This window comes from Qipengyuania flavescens, from assembly GCF_029688735.1.
Lineage (GTDB): Bacteria > Pseudomonadota > Alphaproteobacteria > Sphingomonadales > Sphingomonadaceae > Qipengyuania.
Window position 1 is genome coordinate 159,288 of sequence record NZ_JARULD010000003.1, and the last position, 17,114, is coordinate 176,401.

A 17,114-nucleotide genomic window follows, 5' to 3' on the forward strand; every position below is an offset into this window, starting at 1 on the left:
ATGATGGACCAGATCAGCCGCGCCGCGCGCAAGGCATTCGATGACCGAGCACAGCCGCTGAGCCTCAATCGTACGCAGTGGCGTGTGTTGGCGCAGCTCATCAGAGCTCCTGCCCTGAACCAGACGGACATCGCCAGGAGACTTGAAATCACATCCTCCAGCAGCGGCCTGGAAGACATGACGCCTTCGCGCTTGAGTGACCGGACGCGGCTTGCGCAAGTCATAGCAATATTCGGTCGCCACGGGCGGGGCGGCATCACGCCCGTGTTGGGACTAGGCCGATCTCAAACCAAAACACATTCGACGCGCCCGGATGCCCCGCTCGTGGCGATTGCGCCAGGGGACGAACCTCGGTCATGTTCTATAGCGGACAACCGAATGGAGCATGCGGGACGCGAACTTTCATTGCACCGGCCCTCTGCCGGACGAACAAACCGCTGGCGGCGTGCTAGATGGAAACTAACGCAAACTTCTCCCTAGTGGCGTGGATCGTTGGCATTCTGATGCTTACGACCATCGCTTTCGCGATGTGGCTAATCGATCCCAGACCAAATCAGGAAACATATCAGATCAAGTTTGATCGCTCCGTGGAAGGCCTTCAGTCGGGATCGACTGTAACACTATTGGGAGTCCCTGTGGGACAGGTAACATCGGTCCGTCTGGCGGAAAATGAACCGGAAAACGTGGTCGTTGTTCTGACTCTCGATCCTTCTGCGGCGAAAGTCCACGGCCTTGAAGCGACAATCAGCACGGATCTGATAACTGGAGAGGCTGCGCTCGTGCTCGAGGGCCGACGGGGTCGTGAGGGCATTTACACCGACAAGTCAGGAAAAAAGATCATTCCCGCCGCGGACGAAACCGGACTATTGGGGAGGGATGCGACCGCCACTGTAGAGACCGTGGCAAATAGCATTCGCGCTCTGAACGAAGGACTGGAGCCAGAAAAGCAACGGGTGATCACCTCCGATCTTGTCCGGCTTCGAGTCACGACGGCCGCACTCGCATCGGACGCCGAAGGTTGGGACGAACGATTGGCCTCAACAAAAGGAAGATTGTTAGACTTAGGGCAAAGGGTTGGTGGATGGGGAAATAATCTTCGAGATGCAGATCGGCGGATCTCAGGGCGGAGCGCTTCTGCTATCGCGCAACTACGCCTTCGCCAATTCAGGGAGGGGGTGCAGAACGCTGAAAACAAACTTTCCCAGATAAGGAGTGGCATTCCGGCGGTCGAAGATTCTTTGGTTGAAGGTGAAACGGACCTTCGCGAACTTAGTCGCGAACTTGCTCCTCTCAGTGAAAAAATCGAAGATATTCAGGTTGAGGGAATTACATCAAATCCTCCCCTCCCAGACTATCGGCCAAAAAGAAGAGAAGCTGGAACGAATATCGATGATTTAAAGTAAACCGAACGGATGACTGCTTCCGGGCAGAGCGCGCAGCCCGTAAAATAGCGGAGATTGGAGCGCAAAGCGGATAACGACCTACTCCGCGGTCAAGTTTGAAATTGAAATTCCGAGTCCTAAAAAAGGCATCGAACCAATACATTAGAGGGATTTTGCGGGCCTTTTGCGGGCTTTTCAGCTTGACCGAAATATCTAAACATCAGAAATTAAACGGAAAAGAAGTTCGAATGTGATGCCTCTTCTGGCACCATTTTTCTAAAAGATCAGATTTCCGCACAGTCGAACGCGTAGATCGTCCGGCTTGCGAAGCTGCGTCCGGGGCGCAGGATCGTGTCGGGAAAGTGCGGCTGGTTGGGACTGTCGGGGAAGAATTGCGTCTCCAGCGCGACGGCGCTGCGAGGGGCGTAGTTTTTCCCGTGTTTGCCCATCGGCTTGTCGCCGAGGAAGTTGGCGGAATAGAGCTGTAGACCGGGCAGGTCGGTATGGACCGTCATGCGGCGACCGCTGGCAGGATCGAACAGCGCGGCCGCTTTTCGGACGCCAGCGCCGTTTAGCGCGAAGCAGTGATCGTAGCCCTTGCCGAGCGCGAGCTGTGCGTCCGGGGCGTCGATGTCGCGGTCGAGCGGCTTGGGCTCGCGGAAATCGAGAGGCGTCGATGCGACATCGGCCAATGCCCCGGTCGGAATAAGACCTGGCGTTACGGGTAGGTAGCGGTCGGCGTGGATCTCGAGGACGTGGTCGAGCACGCTGGGCGCGCCCGCGCCTGCCAGGTTCCAGTAGCTGTGATGCGTCGGATTGAACGGTGTCGGCGCGTCGGTTTCTGCCGCGTAGTCGATGACGAGCCGGTGATCCTCGGTCCAGACGTAGCTTACGGTGGTGCGTAAATTGCCGGGGTATCCTTCGTCCCCGTCCGCGCTGTCCAAAGTGAAAAGCACGCCGTTGCCCTCGCTCGTGGTGCAAGCCTCCGCGCTCCAGATGCGCTTGTCGAACCCTTCGTGTCCGCCGTCTAGGGCGTTCGGCGGCTGGTTTGCGTCGAGGTCGTAAGTGCGTCCGTCCAGCGTGAAGCGCGCGCCGGCGATGCGATTGGCGAAGCGTCCAATGACCGCGCCGTGGAAGTGTGGATCGGAGAGATAGGTAGTGGCGCTGTCGTAGCCGAGGACTACGTCCGCGAGTTCGCCTCTGCGATCGGCTACCTCGAGCGACAGGATCGTCGCGCCTAGGTCCATCACCGTCAGCCCCGCGCCGTCCGCACTTTCCAGCCGCCAGCAATGGACATCGCGGCCATCGGGCAGGGTCTCGAAGAACTGCTTTCGTACCATACCTACAAGCGCAGCAGATCACCTGCACAACGACAAGCGCGAAGTGCGGATGGGGGCGAAAATGCGCTGTGGCTTGAAAAGCAGGCGCAAACAGTGTGCTGCATGAAGCGACGCAAGAGAGAGGCATTCGCGATGAAGATGCGGTCATGGCTGTTCGCGCCGGGGGACAGCGAGAAGAAGATGGGCAAGGCGGCCGACGGCGATGCCGATGTCGTAATTTTCGATCTCGAGGACGCGGTTGCGCCGGAGAACAAGCCTGCGGCGCGCGGCATGATCCGCGACTATCTCGATGCGCATCCGGACAAGCGCGAGCGCATTTTCGTGCGCGTCAATCCGCTCGACGGGCCGTATACGTTGCACGATCTTGCGGCGGTGATGCCGGGGCGGCCCGGCGGGATCATGCTGCCCAAGGCCTATGGCAGGCAGGATGTCGAGGCGCTGGACAAGTACCTTTCCGCACTGGAGGCAGCGAACGATATCGAGCTCGGCTCGACGCAGGTGATCGTGCTGCTGACCGAAGTGGCGGAGAGCATGTTCCACGCTGGCGACTTCAAGGGTGCGCCGCGGCTGGTGGCGCTGACCTGGGGGGCGGAGGATCTTGCCGACAGTATCGGGGCGGCGAGCAATCGCAATCCCGACGGCAGCTTTGCGTTTACCTACGAACTGGCGCGCAGCCTGTGCCTGCTGGGCGCGGCTACGGCGGGGGTTCCGGCTATCGAGACGATCCAGGCCGACTTCCGCGATCTGGATGGACTGAAGTCGCGCGCGGAGACTGTCCGGCGCTCGGGCTTTCGCGGCATGCTGGCGATCCATCCGGCGCAGGTGGAGGTCATCAACGCAGCCTTCACGCCCAGCGCGGAAGACATTGCCCAAGCCGAGGAGATCGTTGCGATCTTCGCTGCCAATCCGGGCGCGGGCACGATCGGCTGGAAGGGCGGCATGCTCGACCGGCCGCATCTGTCGCGGGCACAGCAATTGCTGGCCCAGGTCGGGAAGGGGTCCGACTAGACGTTAGTGGTCGGAGCGTCCGAAATCGGGCCGCGCATCGTCCTGCCCTTCCTCGATGATCGAGCGGCGGATGGTGCGGGTGCGCTCGAACAGCTCGAAAAGTGTCTTGCCGTCACCATTGCGGATGGCGCGCTGCAGGGCGGTGAGATCTTCGGTGAAGCGGCCCAGCACTTCGAGCACGGCGTCGCGATTGGTCAGGAAGACATCGCGCCACATGGTCGGATCGCTGGCGGCGATGCGAGTAAAATCGCGAAAACCCCCGGCGGAATATTTGATCACCTCGCCTCGCGTCACGTCCTCGAGGTCGCTCGCGGTGCCGACGATGGTGTAGGCGATAAGGTGTGGGATGTGGCTGGTCACTGCGAGCACCAGGTCGTGATGCGCAGGCTCCATGATCTCGACTTTCGCGCCGAGGCCCTTCCAGATATTTGCGACCTGCTCGACTGCCTCGGCAGGCGTGGCATCTTCGGGGGTGAGGATGCACCAGCGGTGGCGGAAGAGTTCGGGAAAGCCCGCTTCGGGGCCGCTTTTCTCCGTACCCGCTACGGGGTGCGCCGGGACCACCACGGCATCGGGCAGCGCCTTTGCGATGGCCTGCGCGACGCTACGCTTCGAAGACCCGACATCGCTGACGATCGCACCGGGCGGCAGCGCGTCTGCGATGCTCTGCGCCGCTGCACCCATCGCGCCGACGGGTACACAGAGGATGACGAGCTGTGCTTCGCGCACCGCGTCGTCGGGGCTGTCGCAGACGGCGCCAACCAAGCCGCGCTCCGATGCTTTTCGGCGAACGTCCGAATCGGCATCCCATCCGGTGGTGGTGATGTCAGGGAGCATCTCGCGCATGGCGAGGCCGATAGAGCCACCGATCAGGCCAAGGCCGATGATGGCAATCCGCTCGATGCTCACGCGGGTTCTCCGCAGAGATCGCGCAGGACAGCGGCGATGGCATCCATCTGCTCCGGCGTTCCAATCGTAATCCGCAGCGCTTGCGGCAGACCCTGCCCGGGGAGGTGGCGGACGGCATAACCCGCCTCGGCAATCGCTTCGAGCGCTGTCGTCGCGGCGAGATCGCCTTCGAACACGACGAGGACGAAGTTCGCCTCGCTCGGCAGGGCGCGCAGGCCGTGATTGCCGAGCGCCGCGATCTGGCTGGCGAAGCGCGCGCGCGCGGCTGCGTTGGCATCGCGCGATTTTGCGACGAAGGCTTGGTCCGACAGAGCCGCCAGCGCTGCTCTCTGGCCGCTCGCAGTTACATTGAACGCGCCGCGCAGTCGATTGAGCGCATCGATCAGGGCTGGTGCCCCGGTCGCCCAGCCTACGCGCTCGCCCGCAATGCCATAGGCTTTCGCGAAGGTACGGGTGACGAGGACATTGTCGTGCCGGGCGGCGAGATCCATGCCGCCGTCGTCTTCGCCCTCGGGAAGAAATTCGGCATAGGCCTGGTCGACCACCAGCAGCACATCCTTCGGCAGGCCGGCATGCAGGCGCTCGACCTCGGCGCGCGGCAGGAAGGTGCCGATGGGATTGTTCGGATTGTCGAGCAGCACCACGCGCGTCCGCCCGGTGACGGCGGCGAGGATGTTGTCGACATCGGGTGCGTAATCGGAGTCCTCGGCCAGCACGACATCTGCCCCGACCTTGTGCGCCAGCAGCGGGTAGAGGGAGAAGGAGTAGAGCGAAAACAGCACTTCGTCGCCCGGCCCGGCGAAGGCCTGAACTGCGCCATGGAGGCATTCGCCCGAGCCGGTGCCGCAGACGATCCGCGCCGGATCGATGCCGTGCAGCGCGCCGATGGCCTTGCGCAATTCCGTGGCGTCGGGATCGGGATAGAGGTTCGGCTCGTGTCCGCCGGCAAGCGCCTCGATCACCCTGGGGCTGCAGCCCAAAGGGTTCTCGTTAGCCGACAGTTTGACCAGCGGGCGGCCGTCGGCAGCCTTGGACTTGCCGGGCACATAGGCATGGATCGTTTCGATCCACGGTTTCAGGGTAGGACGGTCTGACATCTTGCGTCTGCGCCATAAAGAATTACGGCCCTTCGACAAGCTCAGGGCGAACGGTTAGAGCGCTGAGTTCTAAATCCGTTCGTGCTGAGCTTGTCGGTAGCGAAGCTGGCGGGTACCGCCAACCACCGTTCTTTTTGGCGAATGAAGGCTTCGTTTGAGCAGGACCTCGCAAACGTTGACATTGCCGGCACCGCTGCCGCTCGACGGCGGGGGCGAGCTGTCGCGTGTCGAAATCGCCTACGAAACTTACGGCGCGCTCGACAAAGACCGCTCCAACGCCATTTTGCTGTGCCATGCGCTGACCGGCGACCAGTATGTCGCCAGCCCGCACCCGATCACCGGCAAGCCCGGCTGGTGGGAGCGGACGGTTGGGCCCGGCAAGCCCATCGATACGGATCGCTTTTACGTCATCTGCCCCAATGTCATCGGCAGCTGCATGGGCTCCACCGGCCCGGCGAGCGAGGCTTCGGACGGACAGCCCTACGCCATGCGCTTCCCGGTCATCACCATCCGCGACATGGTGCGCGCCCATGTCGGCCTGCTCGACGCGCTGGAGATCGCGACGCTGCACGCCGTGGTCGGCGGATCGATGGGCGGGATGCAGGCGCTTAGCCTCGCGGCCAACTGGCCGGAGCGCGCAGACCGCGTCCTCGTCATCGCTTCGACCAGTCGCCACTCGGCGCAGAATATCGGTTTCCACGAACTCGGGCGGCAGGCGGTGATGGCCGATCCGCGCTGGAACCAGGGCGACTACTATGGCGGCGAGGCACCCGACAGCGGCCTCGCCGTGGCGCGCATGGCGGCCCATATCACCTATCTCTCAGAAGAAGCGCTGACCGAAAAGTTCGGGCGGAACCTGCAGGATCGGGAAGCCAAGACATTCGGCTTCGATGCCGATTTCCAGGTCGAGAGCTACCTGCGCTATCAAGGGAGCGGCTTCACCCAGCGGTTCGATGCGAACAGCTATCTCTACATCACCCGTGCGATGGATTATTTCGACCTTGCCGAGGAGCATGGCGGCAAGTTGGCAAATGCGTTTGCAGGGACGCGAGCGCGCTTCTGCCTCGTCAGCTTCGACAGCGACTGGCTCTACCCCACGGCGGAGAGTCGCCACGTGGTCCACGCGCTCAACGCGGCGGGTGCGGCGGTGAGTTTCGTGGAGCTCTCCGCGCCTCATGGTCACGATAGCTTTCTGCTTGATGTCCCGGCGCTCGACCGGGTGATCGGGGGATTTCTCGGATGACGCTGCTTCACACTCCGGCCACCACGTTCGGGTTGAGGCCGGACCTCGCTGTGATCGCTAAGCGAGTGAAGCCGTCCTCGAAGGTGTTAGATATTGGTTGCGGAAATGGCGAACTCATGGAGGTCTTGCAGACTCACATGTGGTGCGATGTACGCGGGATAGAGATCGACGGCGACTGCGTCGAGCGCTGCGTCAGCCAGGGCCTTAGCGTGGTCCAGGGCGATGCCGACCGCGACCTCGCCGACTATCCCGACAAGGGCTTCGACTACGCGATCCTCAGCCAGACGCTGCAGACCGCCGCGCGGCCCGACCGCATGCTGGACGAGCTGCTACGCGTCGGCACCCGCGCTTTCGTCAGCTTCCCCAATTTCGCCCACTGGCGCACCCGCGCTGCGCTGCTGTTCGGCGGCCGCATGCCGGTAACGCGCGCGATCCCGGTCAGCTGGTACGCCACCGAGAATATCCACCACGTCACGGTGAAGGACTTCCGCGACCTCGCGAAGGAAAAGGGCGCACGGATCGAACGCGAATGGTTCTTTGCAGGGGAACGGCAGTTGGGCCGAGCGGGAGCCAACGGCCGCGCGGAGTTCGCCGTCTTCGAACTGAGCCGCTAGGCCCCCAACCGCTCCGCGTGCCACGCGACATGCTCGGCCATGAAGGTCGAGATGAAATAATAGGAGTGGTCGTACCCCTGCTGCATGCGGATTTCGGGACTCATGCCGGCCTTGGCGCAGGCCATCGAGAGGGTGCCGGTCTTGAGCTGCTCCTCGAGGAAATTGTCCGCCGTGCCCTGATCGACCAGCAGATGGTCGAGCCGCGCGCCGTCCTCGATTAGCGCGACTGCGTCGTATTCGCGCCATGCCGCGCGATCCTCGCCGAGATAGCGGCCGAGCGCTTTTTCGCCCCACGGTACTTGGCTCGGCGCGACGATCGGGCTGAAGGCGCTGACCGAGCGGAAACGGTCGGGATTGCGCAGGCCGATGGTCAGTGCGCCGTGGCCGCCCATCGAATGGCCGGTGATCGATTGCCGCTCCAGGTCGACCGGAAATTCCGCCGCGATCACTTCCGGCAGTTCCTGCTCGATATAGCTGCGCATCCGGTAATGCTTCGCCCACGGCTCTTGCGTCGCATCGACATAGAAGCCCGCGCCCTTACCGAAATCGTATTCGTCCGCATCGGGCACATCCTCGCCGCGCGGGCTGGTGTCGGGCGCGACGAAGACGATGCCGTGCTCGGCGCAGGCGCGGCGATATTCGCCCTTTTCGGTGACGTTCTCATGCGTGCAGGTGAGGCCGGCGAGATACCACAGCACCGGCAGCTTGATCCCGGGCATGTGCGGCGGGACATAGACCGAGAACGTCATCTCCGTCCCGGTCTCGCGCGACTGGTGGGAGCAGACGAATTGCTCGCCCTCATAGGCCCTGTTTTGCGAAAGATAGTCGAGCGGCATGCGTCTATTTCCTGTCGTATCGTCTCTTCGGCTCGCCCCAATACGCGAAGGGCGCAGCCGGCCAAGAACCGCTGCGCCCAAAGCACCCCTGTGCGGGACGATATGATCGGTTGCCCTTAGCCCGGGCGATACATCGCGCAAACCTTGTTGCCGGCCGGATCGCGCAGATAGGCGAGATAGAGCTTCATGCCCGCGCCTTCGCGGATGCCCGGCGGATCCTCGATCTCGGTACCGCCGTTCTCGCTGCCCGCCTTGTGCCAGGCGTCGGCCATGTCTTCGCTCGAGGCGGCAAATCCGATGGTCGAGCCATTGCCGCAGCTGGCCGGCTGGCCGTCGATGGGCTTGGTCAGGAGGAAGATCCCGCCATTATGCATATAGATCACCCGGCCCTTGGGATCGATCTGCCCCTCGTTTCCGCCGAGCGCCTTGAAGCAGGCATCGTAGAACTTCTTCGAGGCGTCGATATCGTCGGCCCCCAGCATGACGTGACTGAACATATATTTTCTCTCCTTTACGTTTCGATTCGCTACCTTAATGGGACCCCCGGACCGCGCAAGCAGTCAGACGTCGACCGCGACAGTCGCCGTCTCCGGATCGCCCGTATTCGGCGACTCGGCAGGATCCAGCATCAGCAGCTGGACTTCCCCCTTGCGCGCGGCGGGGCGGTGTTCCTCGCCCGTTGCGATCAGCAGCAGCTCGCCCGGCAGCAGCGTTTCGGTGCGGTCGCGAAATTCGACCTCCAGCTCGCCTGAGATGCACAGGAAGAGTTCGTCATGGGTATGGCTGTGCCAGTCGAATTCGCCATCGAGCTTCGCGATACGGACCTCGTGCCCTTCGTATCGCGCAACGATGCGCGGCGCCCAATGCTCGGTGAAGGTGGCGAATTTGTCGGCGAGGACGACCTTCTCCGCCATCAATAGACCACCACCGCGCGGATGCTTTCGCCGGCGTGCATCAGGTCGAAGCCCTTGTTGATTTCCTCGAGGCTGAGCGTGTGGGTGATCATCGGATCGATGGCGATCTTGCCGTTCATGTACCAGTCGACGATCTTGGGCACGTCGGTGCGGCCCTTGGCGCCGCCGAAAGCCGTGCCGCGCCAGTTGCGACCGGTGACGAGCTGGAACGGGCGCGTTTCGATCGTCTTGCCCGCCTCGGCTACGCCGATGATGATGCTGGTGCCCCAGCCCTTGTGGCAGCATTCCAGCGCCTGGCGCATCACGTCGGTATTGCCGGTGCAGTCGAAGCTGTAGTCCGCGCCGCCGTCGAGAAGCTCGACCAGATGCGCGACGACGTCCTTCGTCTCCTTCGGATTGACGAAATCGGTCATACCGAACTTCTCGCCCCACTCCTTTTTCGACGGGTTGATGTCGACACCCACGATCCGGTCCGCACCCGCCATCTTGGCGCCCTGAATGACGTTGAGGCCAATCCCGCCGAGGCCGAAGACGACGACATTGTCGCCCGGCTTCACTTGCGCGGTGTTGACCACTGCGCCGACGCCCGTGGTGACCCCGCAGCCGATATAGCAGCTGGTCTCGAACGGCGCGTCGGTGCGGATCTTGGCGACCGCGATTTCCGGCAGCACGGTGAAGTTCGAGAAGGTCGAACAGCCCATGTAGTGGTAGATCGTCTCGCCTTTATAGGAAAAGCGCGAAGTACCGTCCGGCATCAGCCCCTTGCCCTGCGTTTCGCGGATCGCGCTGCACAGGTTGGTCTTGCCGCTGAGGCACATTTTGCACTGGCGACATTCGGGCGTGTAGAGGGGGATCACGTGGTCGCCCGGTGTCACGCTGGTGACGCCCGCACCCACCTCGCGCACGATCCCGGCGCCTTCATGGCCGAGCACGCTGGGGAACAGCCCTTCGCTGTCCAGCCCGTCGAGCGTATAGGCGTCCGTGTGGCAAATGCCCGTCGCCATGATCTCCACCAGCACCTCGCCCGCCTTGGGGCCTTCGAGGTCGAGTTCGACGATCTCGAGCGGCTGTTTCGCTTCGAAGGCTACGGCGGCGCGGGTCTTCATAATTCGTGTCTCCTGTTTGCCCGCGGACCTAGGCAAAGCGGCGTAGCCTCGCAAGGACGGTTGCCCGCCATTCAGGCGAGGGGATATAGAGACGCGGCATGACGAAACTGCTTCTCGCCGCCGGCCTCGCCCTCGCATCGCTCCCGCTCGCCGCGCAGGATGCGCCTGCTACTGCAGAGGCCGCGCTGCCCACACTAACGCTCGAACAGCGCAGCAGCCTCCGCTGCGGCGTCGCTTTCGGCCTGATCGCCAAGGGCCAGGCGGAAGGCGATGCGCGCGCCGCCGCCTATCCCGCGATGGAGCCGCGCGGGCGCGAATTCTTCGTGCGGACGATGGCCGGGCTGATGGACGATCACGACCTTACCCGCGAACAGGCGAACAAGCTGGCCTTCGAAACCACGGTGACGCTGATGAACGAAGGGCTGGAAGCGCGCGAGGCGATGATGCCGAACTGCCTCCTGCTGCTGGAGGCTTCGGGCGTTTGAGCCCGTTCATGGCAGACTCAGCGCAAATGCGGTAAATACCGCGCGACCAGATCTCGGGGAATGACCATGCGTAATGCCGTCCTGCCTCTCGCCGCCGCGCTCGCGGTGACTGCCGCGCCTGCCGCCGCGCAGGATTACGACGCGCCGGACATGGATGCTGCGGCCGACGCCTTGCCGCTCGCCGACATGGCCGAGGATATGCGCGATCCGGAGCGCCAGCGCGACATGGCGCTGATGCTCCAGACCATGACCGAAGTGCTGCTCGACCTGCCGATCGCTCCGCTGGCCAAGGCCGCGGCCGATATGGCGGGGGAGAAGGCCGAGGAAATCGATCCCGATCTCACCCTGCGCAAGGTTGCGCCCGATGCGGGCCGGTTGAGCGAGGAAGTCGCCGTGGTCGTCCCGCGCGCGATGCAGGCGATGGGCGGGCTTGCCGAAGGGCTGTCCGAAATGACGCCAGCGCTGCGCGATATGGCCCGCCGGATGCGTGAAGCGCTCCCGAAAGACTAACCAGCCGCCGATCCACTGGAATTTTAGCGTCTTCGCGCGCCGCCGTGGTGGACGCGCGAGTCGCACTGGTGCATGAGCGGTGGACCGATGTGGCAGCTCTACCAGTTCCCCCTGTGTCCCTTCAGTCGCAAGCTGCGCCTGCTCATGAGCGAGAAGAACGTCGCTTATGAGCTGGTGCGCGAGAACCCGTGGGAAGGGCGCGACGAGTTCTGGCAGCTGAACCCGGCGGGCCGCACGCCGGTGCTCCACGATCCCGACCGCCGCATCGCTCTCGCCGATAGCCGCGCGATCTGCGAGTTGCTGGAGGAAACGGTCGACCGTAATCCGATGATCAACGGATCGGCGCTGCAACGCGCGGAAATCCGCCGGCTGGTCGCGCTGTTCGACGAGAACCTCTATGCCGACGTCACCGCGCCCGCACTGCACGAGAAGATGAAGAAGCGCATCGTCTTGCGCCAGTCGCCCGATGCGCAGGTGCTGCGCCAGATGGGCCGCCTGCTGCACGGCCACCTCGACTATATCGACTGGCTGGTGGACACGCGCCAATGGCTCGCGGGGCCGACGCTGAGCCTTGCCGACCTCGCCTGCGCGGCGCAGCTTTCGGTGGTGGAATATCTCGGCGCGATGGACTGGAAGGGCCACGAACAGGCGCACGACTGGTACATGGTGATCAAGAGCCGACCGAGCTTCCGCCCGCTGCTGGCCGAGAAGATGGAAGGCCTGCCCCCGCCGCGCGAGTATGCGGCGTTGGATTTGTGAGAACGGCCGGCCTGATCAGTGTTCTCTTTCGTTTTTCATCCACGGCTCGCGCTGGACCCAAATTTTCGGGACCGAATACTTTTCAGCCCAACCTTTAGCAGCAGCTAACGCCCGCTCTAGATTCACATCGTTCTCTGATGGTGAACCGTAGAAAACGCTTTCACCATTCGGTTTGCGGCTCCAGCCGCTCCCATAAAAGCCGCCCTCATCGTTCGCTTCGACTAGAAGCCAACGCTCCTCGTCCCCAAGCACGGGGAGCTTTTCATGAGGCTCAAGGTAGACGACTTCTGCCATTGTTTGCGACTAGCTTGCCTAGGGCTGTCGAGCAACGCTGCTATGCAGCAAGGACTTGTATTTACCGCTGACAGACCGGGCAGAACCACGTGCTGCGTCCGCCCTGCACGATGCGCCGGATCGTGCCGCCGTCCTCGTGGTGGCAGGCCTCGCCCTCGCGGCCGTAGACGTGGAAGCGGGTGGCGAAGTAGCCGAGGTTGCCATCGGGCTGGGCGAAATCGCGTAACGTGCTGCCGCCGTCGCGGATCGACTGTTCGAGCACTTCGCGGATCGCGGGGACGAGGCGGCGCAATTGCGGCATGGTCACCTTGCCGCCGGCCTTTCGCGGGCTGATCCCGCTGCGCCACAGCGCCTCGCAGACGTAGATATTGCCGAGCCCCGCCACGATCCGCTGGTCGAGCAGCAGCAGCTTGATCGCCTGTTTGCGCCCGCGCGTCGCCTCGCGCAGGTGCTCAGCGGTGAGCGCATCGCCCAGCGGCTCCGGCCCCAGCGCGGCGAAGGGTTTCCACGTCACCAGCTCTTGCGTTGTCATCAAATCGACCGAACCGAAGCGGCGCGGATCGTTGAGCGCGAAACGGTTGTGCGCGGTCTCCAGGATCAGGTGATCGTGCTTGTCGGCATCCTCGGGGTCGATCCGCCAGCGCCCGCTCATGCCGAGGTGAAACACCATCGCATGATCGCGGCTGGTGTGGATCAGCCCGTATTTCGCCCGTCGCGTCAGATGCGTGACACTCGCCCCCGTCAGCGCCTGCACCAGACCGGCGGGGAAGGGGCGGCGCATGTCGGGACGGTTGACCGTAACGCGCGTGATGGTTTCGCCCTCGAGGAACCGCGCAAGCCCGCGGACGGTGGTTTCGACTTCGGGGAGTTCGGGCATGGTGGGGTTCGAGTAACAGGAGGGTCGGGGGGCGTCTATGAGGAGGTTTTCTGCGTGCGGAAAGCGCATCCGCGCTTCCCTTGCGGCGGCATCAGCCCACTCCCCCACCCGGCCACCCACGGCACGGTATTCTATGGGTGGCCGGGTGGGGGAGTGGGCTGGTGCCGCAAGCTATCGACGGACGTCGATAGCGCACCCAACAAAGACTCCGGGAGGGGGAGCGGGACGGAACAGCTAGCCCTCGACGGATGTCGACGGCGCACCTGACAAAAACTCCTCCCCCCATTCCCCTTTGCGCTCCGCTCAATTCCCCCTAAAGCCCACCGCCATGACCGACACCGTTTCCTTCGGCTACGAAGACATCGACGCGACCGAGAAAACCGGCCGCGTGGGCGAGGTTTTCTCCAGCGTCGCCGCCAAATACGACATCATGAACGATGCCATGTCGGGCGGCATGCATCGCCTCTGGAAGAACCGCTTCGTCGCGCGGGTGAAGCCGCAGGAGGGCGAGGCGATCCTCGACATGGCGGGCGGTACAGGCGACATCGCCTTCCGCTTGGCGACAAGCGGCGCAAGCGTGACCGTCAGCGACATCAACCAGGACATGCTCGATGTCGGCATCGAACGCGCGATGGAGCGCGGGATCGACGGGCTGGTATGGTCGCGCCAGAACGCGGAGGAACTGACCTTCTCCAGCCGCATCTTCGACGCCTACACCATCGCCTTCGGCATCCGGAACGTCACCCACATCGACAAGGCCCTGCGCGAGGCGCACCGCGTGTTGAAGTTCGGCGGGCGCTTCTTCTGCCTCGAATTCAGCCAGACCGACTGGCCGGGCTTCAAGGACGTGTACGATCTCTATTCGCACAAACTCATGCCGCAGATCGGCAAGGCCATCGCCAATGACGAGGACAGCTACCGCTATCTGGCCGAATCGATCCGCCGCTTTCCGAAGCCCGCGGAATTCGAAGCGATGATCCGCGGTGCGGGGTTCGAGAATACGCGGGTGGAATCGATCCTGGGCGGTGCGGTGAACATCCATTCGGGGTGGAAGGTTTAGAGTGGCGAGACCGCTCACTCACATTCTCCGGCTCGGCAAGTGGGCGCGCATCCTTGCGCGGCACGGCGCGCTGCGCGGTATCCAGAACGATCCCAATACGCCGGTTCCGGTCAAGCGGCTGATCGGCATCTTCAGCATTGGCACGATGAAGTCGCGCGAGCCGGATTACGCCGGCGCCTTCCGTGAGATCGGCCCGGCCGCCATCAAGCTCGGCCAGACGCTCGCCACGCGCCCCGATCTGGTCGGCGAGGATGCGGCGCGCAATCTGCTCAAGCTGCAGGACGATCTCCCGCCGGTGGATTTCGAGCTGATCCGCCAGAGCATCGAGTCGAGCTTCGAGCAGCCGCTCGAAAATCTCTATGCCGAATTCGACCCTGTGCCGGTCGGTGCGGCCTCCATCGCGCAGGTCCACCGCGCGGTCACGACCGAGGGCCGGCAGGTCGCCGTCAAGGTCCTGCGCCCCGGCGTGCGCGAGCGCTTCGCCAAGGATATCGCGACCTACGAATGGGCCGCCGCCCATCTCGAAAGCTTCGGCGGAGAGGCGGCGCGCCTGCGCCCGCGCCTCGTCATCGCCAATTTCAAACGCTGGACCAATCGCGAGCTCGACCTGCGGCGCGAAGCGGCCAGCGCCTCCGAACTGGCCGAGCACATGGTCGGCACCGAGGGCTACGAAATTCCCGGTATCGACTGGGACCGCACCAATGGCCGGGTGATGACGGTCGACTGGATCGACGGCGTCAAGATCAGCGATACCGCGGCGATCCGTGCGGCGGGGCACGATGTGAACGAGCTGGCCAGCCGCCTTGTGCTCGCCTTCCTCAAGCAGGCGATCGCCGCCGGGTTCTTCCATGCCGACATGCACCAGGGGAACCTGTTCGTGAAACCGGACGGGACCATTGCCGCGATCGATTTCGGCATCATGGGGCGGATCGACCGGCAGGCGCGCATGTGGCTGGCGGAAATCCTCTACGGACTCACGACCGGCAATTACCGCCGTGTGGCCGAGATCCATTTCGAAGCGCAATATGTGCCGAGCTATCACAATGTCGACGAGTTCGCGACGGCGCTGCGAGCGGTGGGCGAGCCGATGCGCGGCAAGCCGGTGAGCGAGCTGTCGGTCGGCCAGATGCTCGACGGGCTCTTCGCCATTACGCGCGATTTCGACATGCAGACCCAGCCGCACCTGCTGCTGCTGCAAAAGACCATGGTGATGGTCGAAGGCATCGCCACCCAGCTCAATCCCGGCATCAACATGTGGGACACCAGCGCGCCCTATGTCCGCAGCTGGATTCGCGACGAGCTGGGGCCGGAAGCCGCCATTGCGGACCGCATTCGTACCGATACGGAAACGCTGCTGCGCATCCCCGACCTCGTGCGCCGGATCGAGGACCGCTTCCCGCCCAAGGGCGGCGCGCCCGAACCGCCGCCGCTGCCCGATATCGAATTGATGTGGGAAAGGCGCGAACGCAAGGAGCGCGGACGCGGCTGGCCGGGCTATGTGCTGGCGGCACTCGGAGGGGGTCTGGCTGCATGGGCGGCAGTGACGCAGGGACTGATCGGCTGACGGACGGCACGGCGGCGCCCGCATGGGACCGCTTCGCGCATTGGGGCACCTGGCCCGCGCGCGTGCTGCTGGCGGTCGTCGCGGTGCTGCTGGTGCTGGCGGCGCTCACTCCGCTCACGGCGACCCAGGATGGCGCACCTGCCGCGGTGCCGGAGATGCCGCTGCTTGGAGAGAGCGGTGTTCCCGCTTCTGAAACAAGGCCCGAACGCGATAAGGATCTCGCTTTCTACGACCGCGTGATCGACCGGATCGAAGGCGGCGAGAGATATTACGACTTCATCGTCGAGGAACAGCGCGCGAGCGATTACCCCTTGAGGCCCGGCGTGACCGTGCGCCTGCCGACGCTCGCCTACATTCACGCCTGGCTTGGCCAATCTGGCATGATCGTGATGGCGATCGCCCTCCTGCTAGCCACCGTCTGGGCGTGGTGGCGCAGGCTGGGCGACGAGCCGGGCGGCGCTCGCGTCCGGATAGTCGGGGCTGCGCTCATGCTCATGGGCGGCTCGCTCGGCCTCAATCGTGCATTTTTCGTGCTGCACGAGCTTTGGGCAGGAATGCTGGTCGCGCTCGCCTTCGGCCTGCATCGTCCGGGGCGGTGGGGCTGGGCACTGGTCGTTGCGGCACTGGCCCTCGCCATTCGCGAGCATGTGCTGCCCTTCGTCCTGCTGATGGGCGCGATGGCTGCCTGGCGGCGCGACTGGAAGGAAACCGCAGCTTGGGGCGCGCTGGTAGCAATCTTTCTCGCGGCGATGGCCTGGCATGTGGCGCAAGTCACGCCGCAGCTCCTGCCGAGCGATCCCGAAAGCCCGGACTGGCTGGTGCTGCGCGGTCTTTCCGGCTGGCTCGGCAATGTCGTGCTGAGCTCGAACCTGCGCCTCCTGCCGCATGAAATCGCCGGCCCGATCGTGCTGTTGATGGCGCTCGGCTGGGCAGGGTGGAAATCGCCCGCAGGCGTCACCGGGACGTTCCTCTATCTCGGCTACGGCCTCGCCTTCATGCTCGCCGGGCGGGTGAACAATTTCTACTGGGGCGCGGTCGTCGCTCCGGCCATGTTCGTCGGCCTGGCATTCCTGCCGATGGCGCTGCGCTCGCTGTTCAGATCGGCGCGCTGAGCCG

20 protein-coding genes are annotated in these 17,114 nt (G+C 63.9%); 11 read left to right on the forward strand and 9 right to left on the reverse strand.

Annotation, left to right across the window (positions count from 1 at the left end):
- The first annotated feature begins 3 nt into the window (after nt 1–3).
- The gene (locus tag P8R33_RS14825; protein WP_225082872.1) at nt 4–480 is read left to right on the forward strand and encodes a MarR family transcriptional regulator; all 477 of its coding nucleotides are present in this window, start codon (nt 4–6) and stop codon (nt 478–480) included.
- Nucleotides 453–1,403, forward strand: a complete 951-nt coding sequence (locus tag P8R33_RS10585; protein ID WP_082837520.1) for an MlaD family protein — start codon at nt 453–455, stop codon at nt 1,401–1,403. The genes P8R33_RS14825 and P8R33_RS10585 overlap by 28 nt, the downstream gene beginning before the upstream one ends.
- A gap of 263 nt (nt 1,404–1,666) precedes the next feature.
- Here P8R33_RS10585 and P8R33_RS10590 read toward each other — a convergent pair whose 3' ends face one another.
- Nucleotides 1,667–2,722 (reverse strand): aldose epimerase family protein, encoded by a 1,056-nt coding sequence (locus P8R33_RS10590; RefSeq protein ID WP_278328919.1) that lies wholly within the window; start codon nt 2,720–2,722, stop codon nt 1,667–1,669.
- Nucleotides 2,723–2,824: 102 nt separating this feature from the next.
- Here P8R33_RS10590 and P8R33_RS10595 point away from each other — a divergent pair, with 102 nt between their 5' ends.
- Entirely contained in the window at nt 2,825–3,730 is a 906-nt protein-coding gene (locus P8R33_RS10595) for an HpcH/HpaI aldolase/citrate lyase family protein (RefSeq protein ID WP_278328920.1), read from the forward strand.
- A gap of 3 nt (nt 3,731–3,733) precedes the next feature.
- On the opposite strand, the gene P8R33_RS10600 is transcribed toward P8R33_RS10595, so the two are convergent.
- Together P8R33_RS10600 and P8R33_RS10605 are read right to left on the reverse strand one after the other, a co-directional pair.
- A complete protein-coding gene (locus tag P8R33_RS10600; RefSeq protein ID WP_278328921.1) occupies nt 3,734–4,639 on the reverse strand; it encodes a prephenate/arogenate dehydrogenase family protein in 906 nt (301 codons plus the stop codon).
- Entirely contained in the window at nt 4,636–5,736 is a 1,101-nt protein-coding gene (locus P8R33_RS10605) for a pyridoxal phosphate-dependent aminotransferase (RefSeq protein WP_278328922.1), read from the reverse strand. Before P8R33_RS10605 ends, P8R33_RS10600 begins: the two co-directional genes overlap by 4 nt.
- 175 nt (nt 5,737–5,911) lie before the next feature.
- Between P8R33_RS10605 and metX the strand changes: the two genes are divergently transcribed.
- Nucleotides 5,912–6,979: a homoserine O-acetyltransferase MetX gene (gene metX / locus P8R33_RS10610; protein WP_446532510.1), complete on the forward strand. Its 1,068-nt coding sequence runs from the start codon at nt 5,912–5,914 to the stop codon at nt 6,977–6,979.
- Nucleotides 6,976–7,593: a methionine biosynthesis protein MetW gene (gene metW, locus P8R33_RS10615; protein WP_278328924.1), complete on the forward strand. Its 618-nt coding sequence runs from the start codon at nt 6,976–6,978 to the stop codon at nt 7,591–7,593. The genes metX and metW overlap by 4 nt, the downstream gene beginning before the upstream one ends.
- On the opposite strand, the gene fghA is transcribed toward metW, so the two are convergent.
- The 4 genes from fghA to P8R33_RS10635 all read right to left on the reverse strand — a co-directional run bounded on the left by fghA (nt 7,590) and on the right by P8R33_RS10635 (nt 10,449).
- Nucleotides 7,590–8,429, reverse strand: coding sequence for an S-formylglutathione hydrolase (gene fghA / locus P8R33_RS10620; RefSeq protein ID WP_278328925.1), 840 nt, complete (start codon nt 8,427–8,429; stop codon nt 7,590–7,592). The genes metW and fghA overlap by 4 nt on opposite strands.
- Before the next feature lie 116 nt (nt 8,430–8,545).
- A complete protein-coding gene (locus P8R33_RS10625; RefSeq protein ID WP_278328926.1) occupies nt 8,546–8,926 on the reverse strand; it encodes a VOC family protein in 381 nt (126 codons plus the stop codon).
- A 63-nt stretch (nt 8,927–8,989) separates the two neighbouring features.
- Nucleotides 8,990–9,343, reverse strand: a complete 354-nt coding sequence (locus tag P8R33_RS10630) for a cupin domain-containing protein (protein ID WP_278328927.1) — start codon at nt 9,341–9,343, stop codon at nt 8,990–8,992.
- Nucleotides 9,343–10,449 (reverse strand): S-(hydroxymethyl)glutathione dehydrogenase/class III alcohol dehydrogenase, encoded by a 1,107-nt coding sequence (locus tag P8R33_RS10635; RefSeq protein WP_278328928.1) that lies wholly within the window; start codon nt 10,447–10,449, stop codon nt 9,343–9,345. Before P8R33_RS10635 ends, P8R33_RS10630 begins: the two co-directional genes overlap by 1 nt.
- Before the next feature lie 98 nt (nt 10,450–10,547).
- Here P8R33_RS10635 and P8R33_RS10640 point away from each other — a divergent pair, with 98 nt between their 5' ends.
- The 3 genes from P8R33_RS10640 to P8R33_RS10650 all read left to right on the forward strand — a co-directional run bounded on the left by P8R33_RS10640 (nt 10,548) and on the right by P8R33_RS10650 (nt 12,203).
- Nucleotides 10,548–10,934 carry a hypothetical protein gene (locus tag P8R33_RS10640; RefSeq protein ID WP_278328929.1) on the forward strand — a complete coding sequence of 129 codons (387 nt, stop codon included), beginning with the start codon at nt 10,548–10,550 and terminating at the stop codon, nt 10,932–10,934.
- 66 nt (nt 10,935–11,000) lie between these two features.
- Nucleotides 11,001–11,444, forward strand: coding sequence for a hypothetical protein (locus P8R33_RS10645; protein WP_278328930.1), 444 nt, complete (start codon nt 11,001–11,003; stop codon nt 11,442–11,444).
- A gap of 87 nt (nt 11,445–11,531) precedes the next feature.
- Nucleotides 11,532–12,203, forward strand: coding sequence for a glutathione S-transferase family protein (locus P8R33_RS10650; RefSeq protein ID WP_278329064.1), 672 nt, complete (start codon nt 11,532–11,534; stop codon nt 12,201–12,203).
- Between the two features lie 15 nt (nt 12,204–12,218).
- On the opposite strand, the gene P8R33_RS10655 is transcribed toward P8R33_RS10650, so the two are convergent.
- Both P8R33_RS10655 and mutM read right to left on the reverse strand, forming a co-directional pair.
- The gene (locus P8R33_RS10655) at nt 12,219–12,497 is read right to left on the reverse strand and encodes a hypothetical protein (RefSeq protein WP_278328931.1); all 279 of its coding nucleotides are present in this window, start codon (nt 12,495–12,497) and stop codon (nt 12,219–12,221) included.
- Nucleotides 12,498–12,558: 61 nt separating this feature from the next.
- The gene (mutM, locus tag P8R33_RS10660) at nt 12,559–13,374 is read right to left on the reverse strand and encodes a bifunctional DNA-formamidopyrimidine glycosylase/DNA-(apurinic or apyrimidinic site) lyase (RefSeq protein ID WP_278328932.1); all 816 of its coding nucleotides are present in this window, start codon (nt 13,372–13,374) and stop codon (nt 12,559–12,561) included.
- A gap of 328 nt (nt 13,375–13,702) precedes the next feature.
- Between mutM and P8R33_RS10665 the strand changes: the two genes are divergently transcribed.
- The 3 genes from P8R33_RS10665 to P8R33_RS10675 are packed head-to-tail and all read left to right on the forward strand — an operon-like array spanning nt 13,703 to nt 17,110.
- Complete coding sequence (locus tag P8R33_RS10665) at nt 13,703–14,434, forward strand: class I SAM-dependent methyltransferase (RefSeq protein ID WP_278328933.1); 732 nt, start codon at nt 13,703–13,705, stop codon at nt 14,432–14,434.
- Nucleotide 14,435: 1 nt separating this feature from the next.
- Entirely contained in the window at nt 14,436–15,998 is a 1,563-nt protein-coding gene (gene ubiB / locus P8R33_RS10670) for a 2-polyprenylphenol 6-hydroxylase (protein ID WP_278328934.1), read from the forward strand.
- Entirely contained in the window at nt 15,965–17,110 is a 1,146-nt protein-coding gene (locus P8R33_RS10675) for a hypothetical protein (protein ID WP_278328935.1), read from the forward strand. Before ubiB ends, P8R33_RS10675 begins: the two co-directional genes overlap by 34 nt.
- Nucleotides 17,111–17,114 lie beyond the last annotated feature (4 nt).

What these genes read in the sequence shown, in the direction of transcription:
- fghA (WP_278328925.1), bottom strand. Translation starts at nt 8,429, where the DNA reads ATGCCGCTCGACTATCTTTCGCAAAACAGGGCCTATGAGGGCGAGCAA.
- P8R33_RS10640 (WP_278328929.1), top strand. Translation starts at nt 10,548, where the DNA reads ATGACGAAACTGCTTCTCGCCGCCGGCCTCGCCCTCGCATCGCTCCCG.
- P8R33_RS10590 (WP_278328919.1), bottom strand. Translation starts at nt 2,722, where the DNA reads ATGGTACGAAAGCAGTTCTTCGAGACCCTGCCCGATGGCCGCGATGTC.
- P8R33_RS10665 (WP_278328933.1), top strand. Translation starts at nt 13,703, where the DNA reads ATGACCGACACCGTTTCCTTCGGCTACGAAGACATCGACGCGACCGAG.
- P8R33_RS10645 (WP_278328930.1), top strand. Translation starts at nt 11,001, where the DNA reads ATGCGTAATGCCGTCCTGCCTCTCGCCGCCGCGCTCGCGGTGACTGCC.
- P8R33_RS10635 (WP_278328928.1), bottom strand. Translation starts at nt 10,449, where the DNA reads ATGAAGACCCGCGCCGCCGTAGCCTTCGAAGCGAAACAGCCGCTCGAG.
- metW (WP_278328924.1), top strand. Translation starts at nt 6,976, where the DNA reads ATGACGCTGCTTCACACTCCGGCCACCACGTTCGGGTTGAGGCCGGAC.
- P8R33_RS10675 (WP_278328935.1), top strand. Translation starts at nt 15,965, where the DNA reads ATGGGCGGCAGTGACGCAGGGACTGATCGGCTGACGGACGGCACGGCG.
- P8R33_RS10630 (WP_278328927.1), bottom strand. Translation starts at nt 9,343, where the DNA reads ATGGCGGAGAAGGTCGTCCTCGCCGACAAATTCGCCACCTTCACCGAG.
- P8R33_RS10650 (WP_278329064.1), top strand. Translation starts at nt 11,532, where the DNA reads ATGTGGCAGCTCTACCAGTTCCCCCTGTGTCCCTTCAGTCGCAAGCTG.
- P8R33_RS10585 (WP_082837520.1), top strand. Translation starts at nt 453, where the DNA reads ATGGAAACTAACGCAAACTTCTCCCTAGTGGCGTGGATCGTTGGCATT.
- P8R33_RS10605 (WP_278328922.1), bottom strand. Translation starts at nt 5,736, where the DNA reads ATGTCAGACCGTCCTACCCTGAAACCGTGGATCGAAACGATCCATGCC.
- mutM (WP_278328932.1), bottom strand. Translation starts at nt 13,374, where the DNA reads ATGCCCGAACTCCCCGAAGTCGAAACCACCGTCCGCGGGCTTGCGCGG.
- P8R33_RS10655 (WP_278328931.1), bottom strand. Translation starts at nt 12,497, where the DNA reads ATGGCAGAAGTCGTCTACCTTGAGCCTCATGAAAAGCTCCCCGTGCTT.
- P8R33_RS10625 (WP_278328926.1), bottom strand. Translation starts at nt 8,926, where the DNA reads ATGTTCAGTCACGTCATGCTGGGGGCCGACGATATCGACGCCTCGAAG.
- P8R33_RS14825 (WP_225082872.1), top strand. Translation starts at nt 4, where the DNA reads ATGGACCAGATCAGCCGCGCCGCGCGCAAGGCATTCGATGACCGAGCA.
- P8R33_RS10595 (WP_278328920.1), top strand. Translation starts at nt 2,825, where the DNA reads ATGAAGCGACGCAAGAGAGAGGCATTCGCGATGAAGATGCGGTCATGG.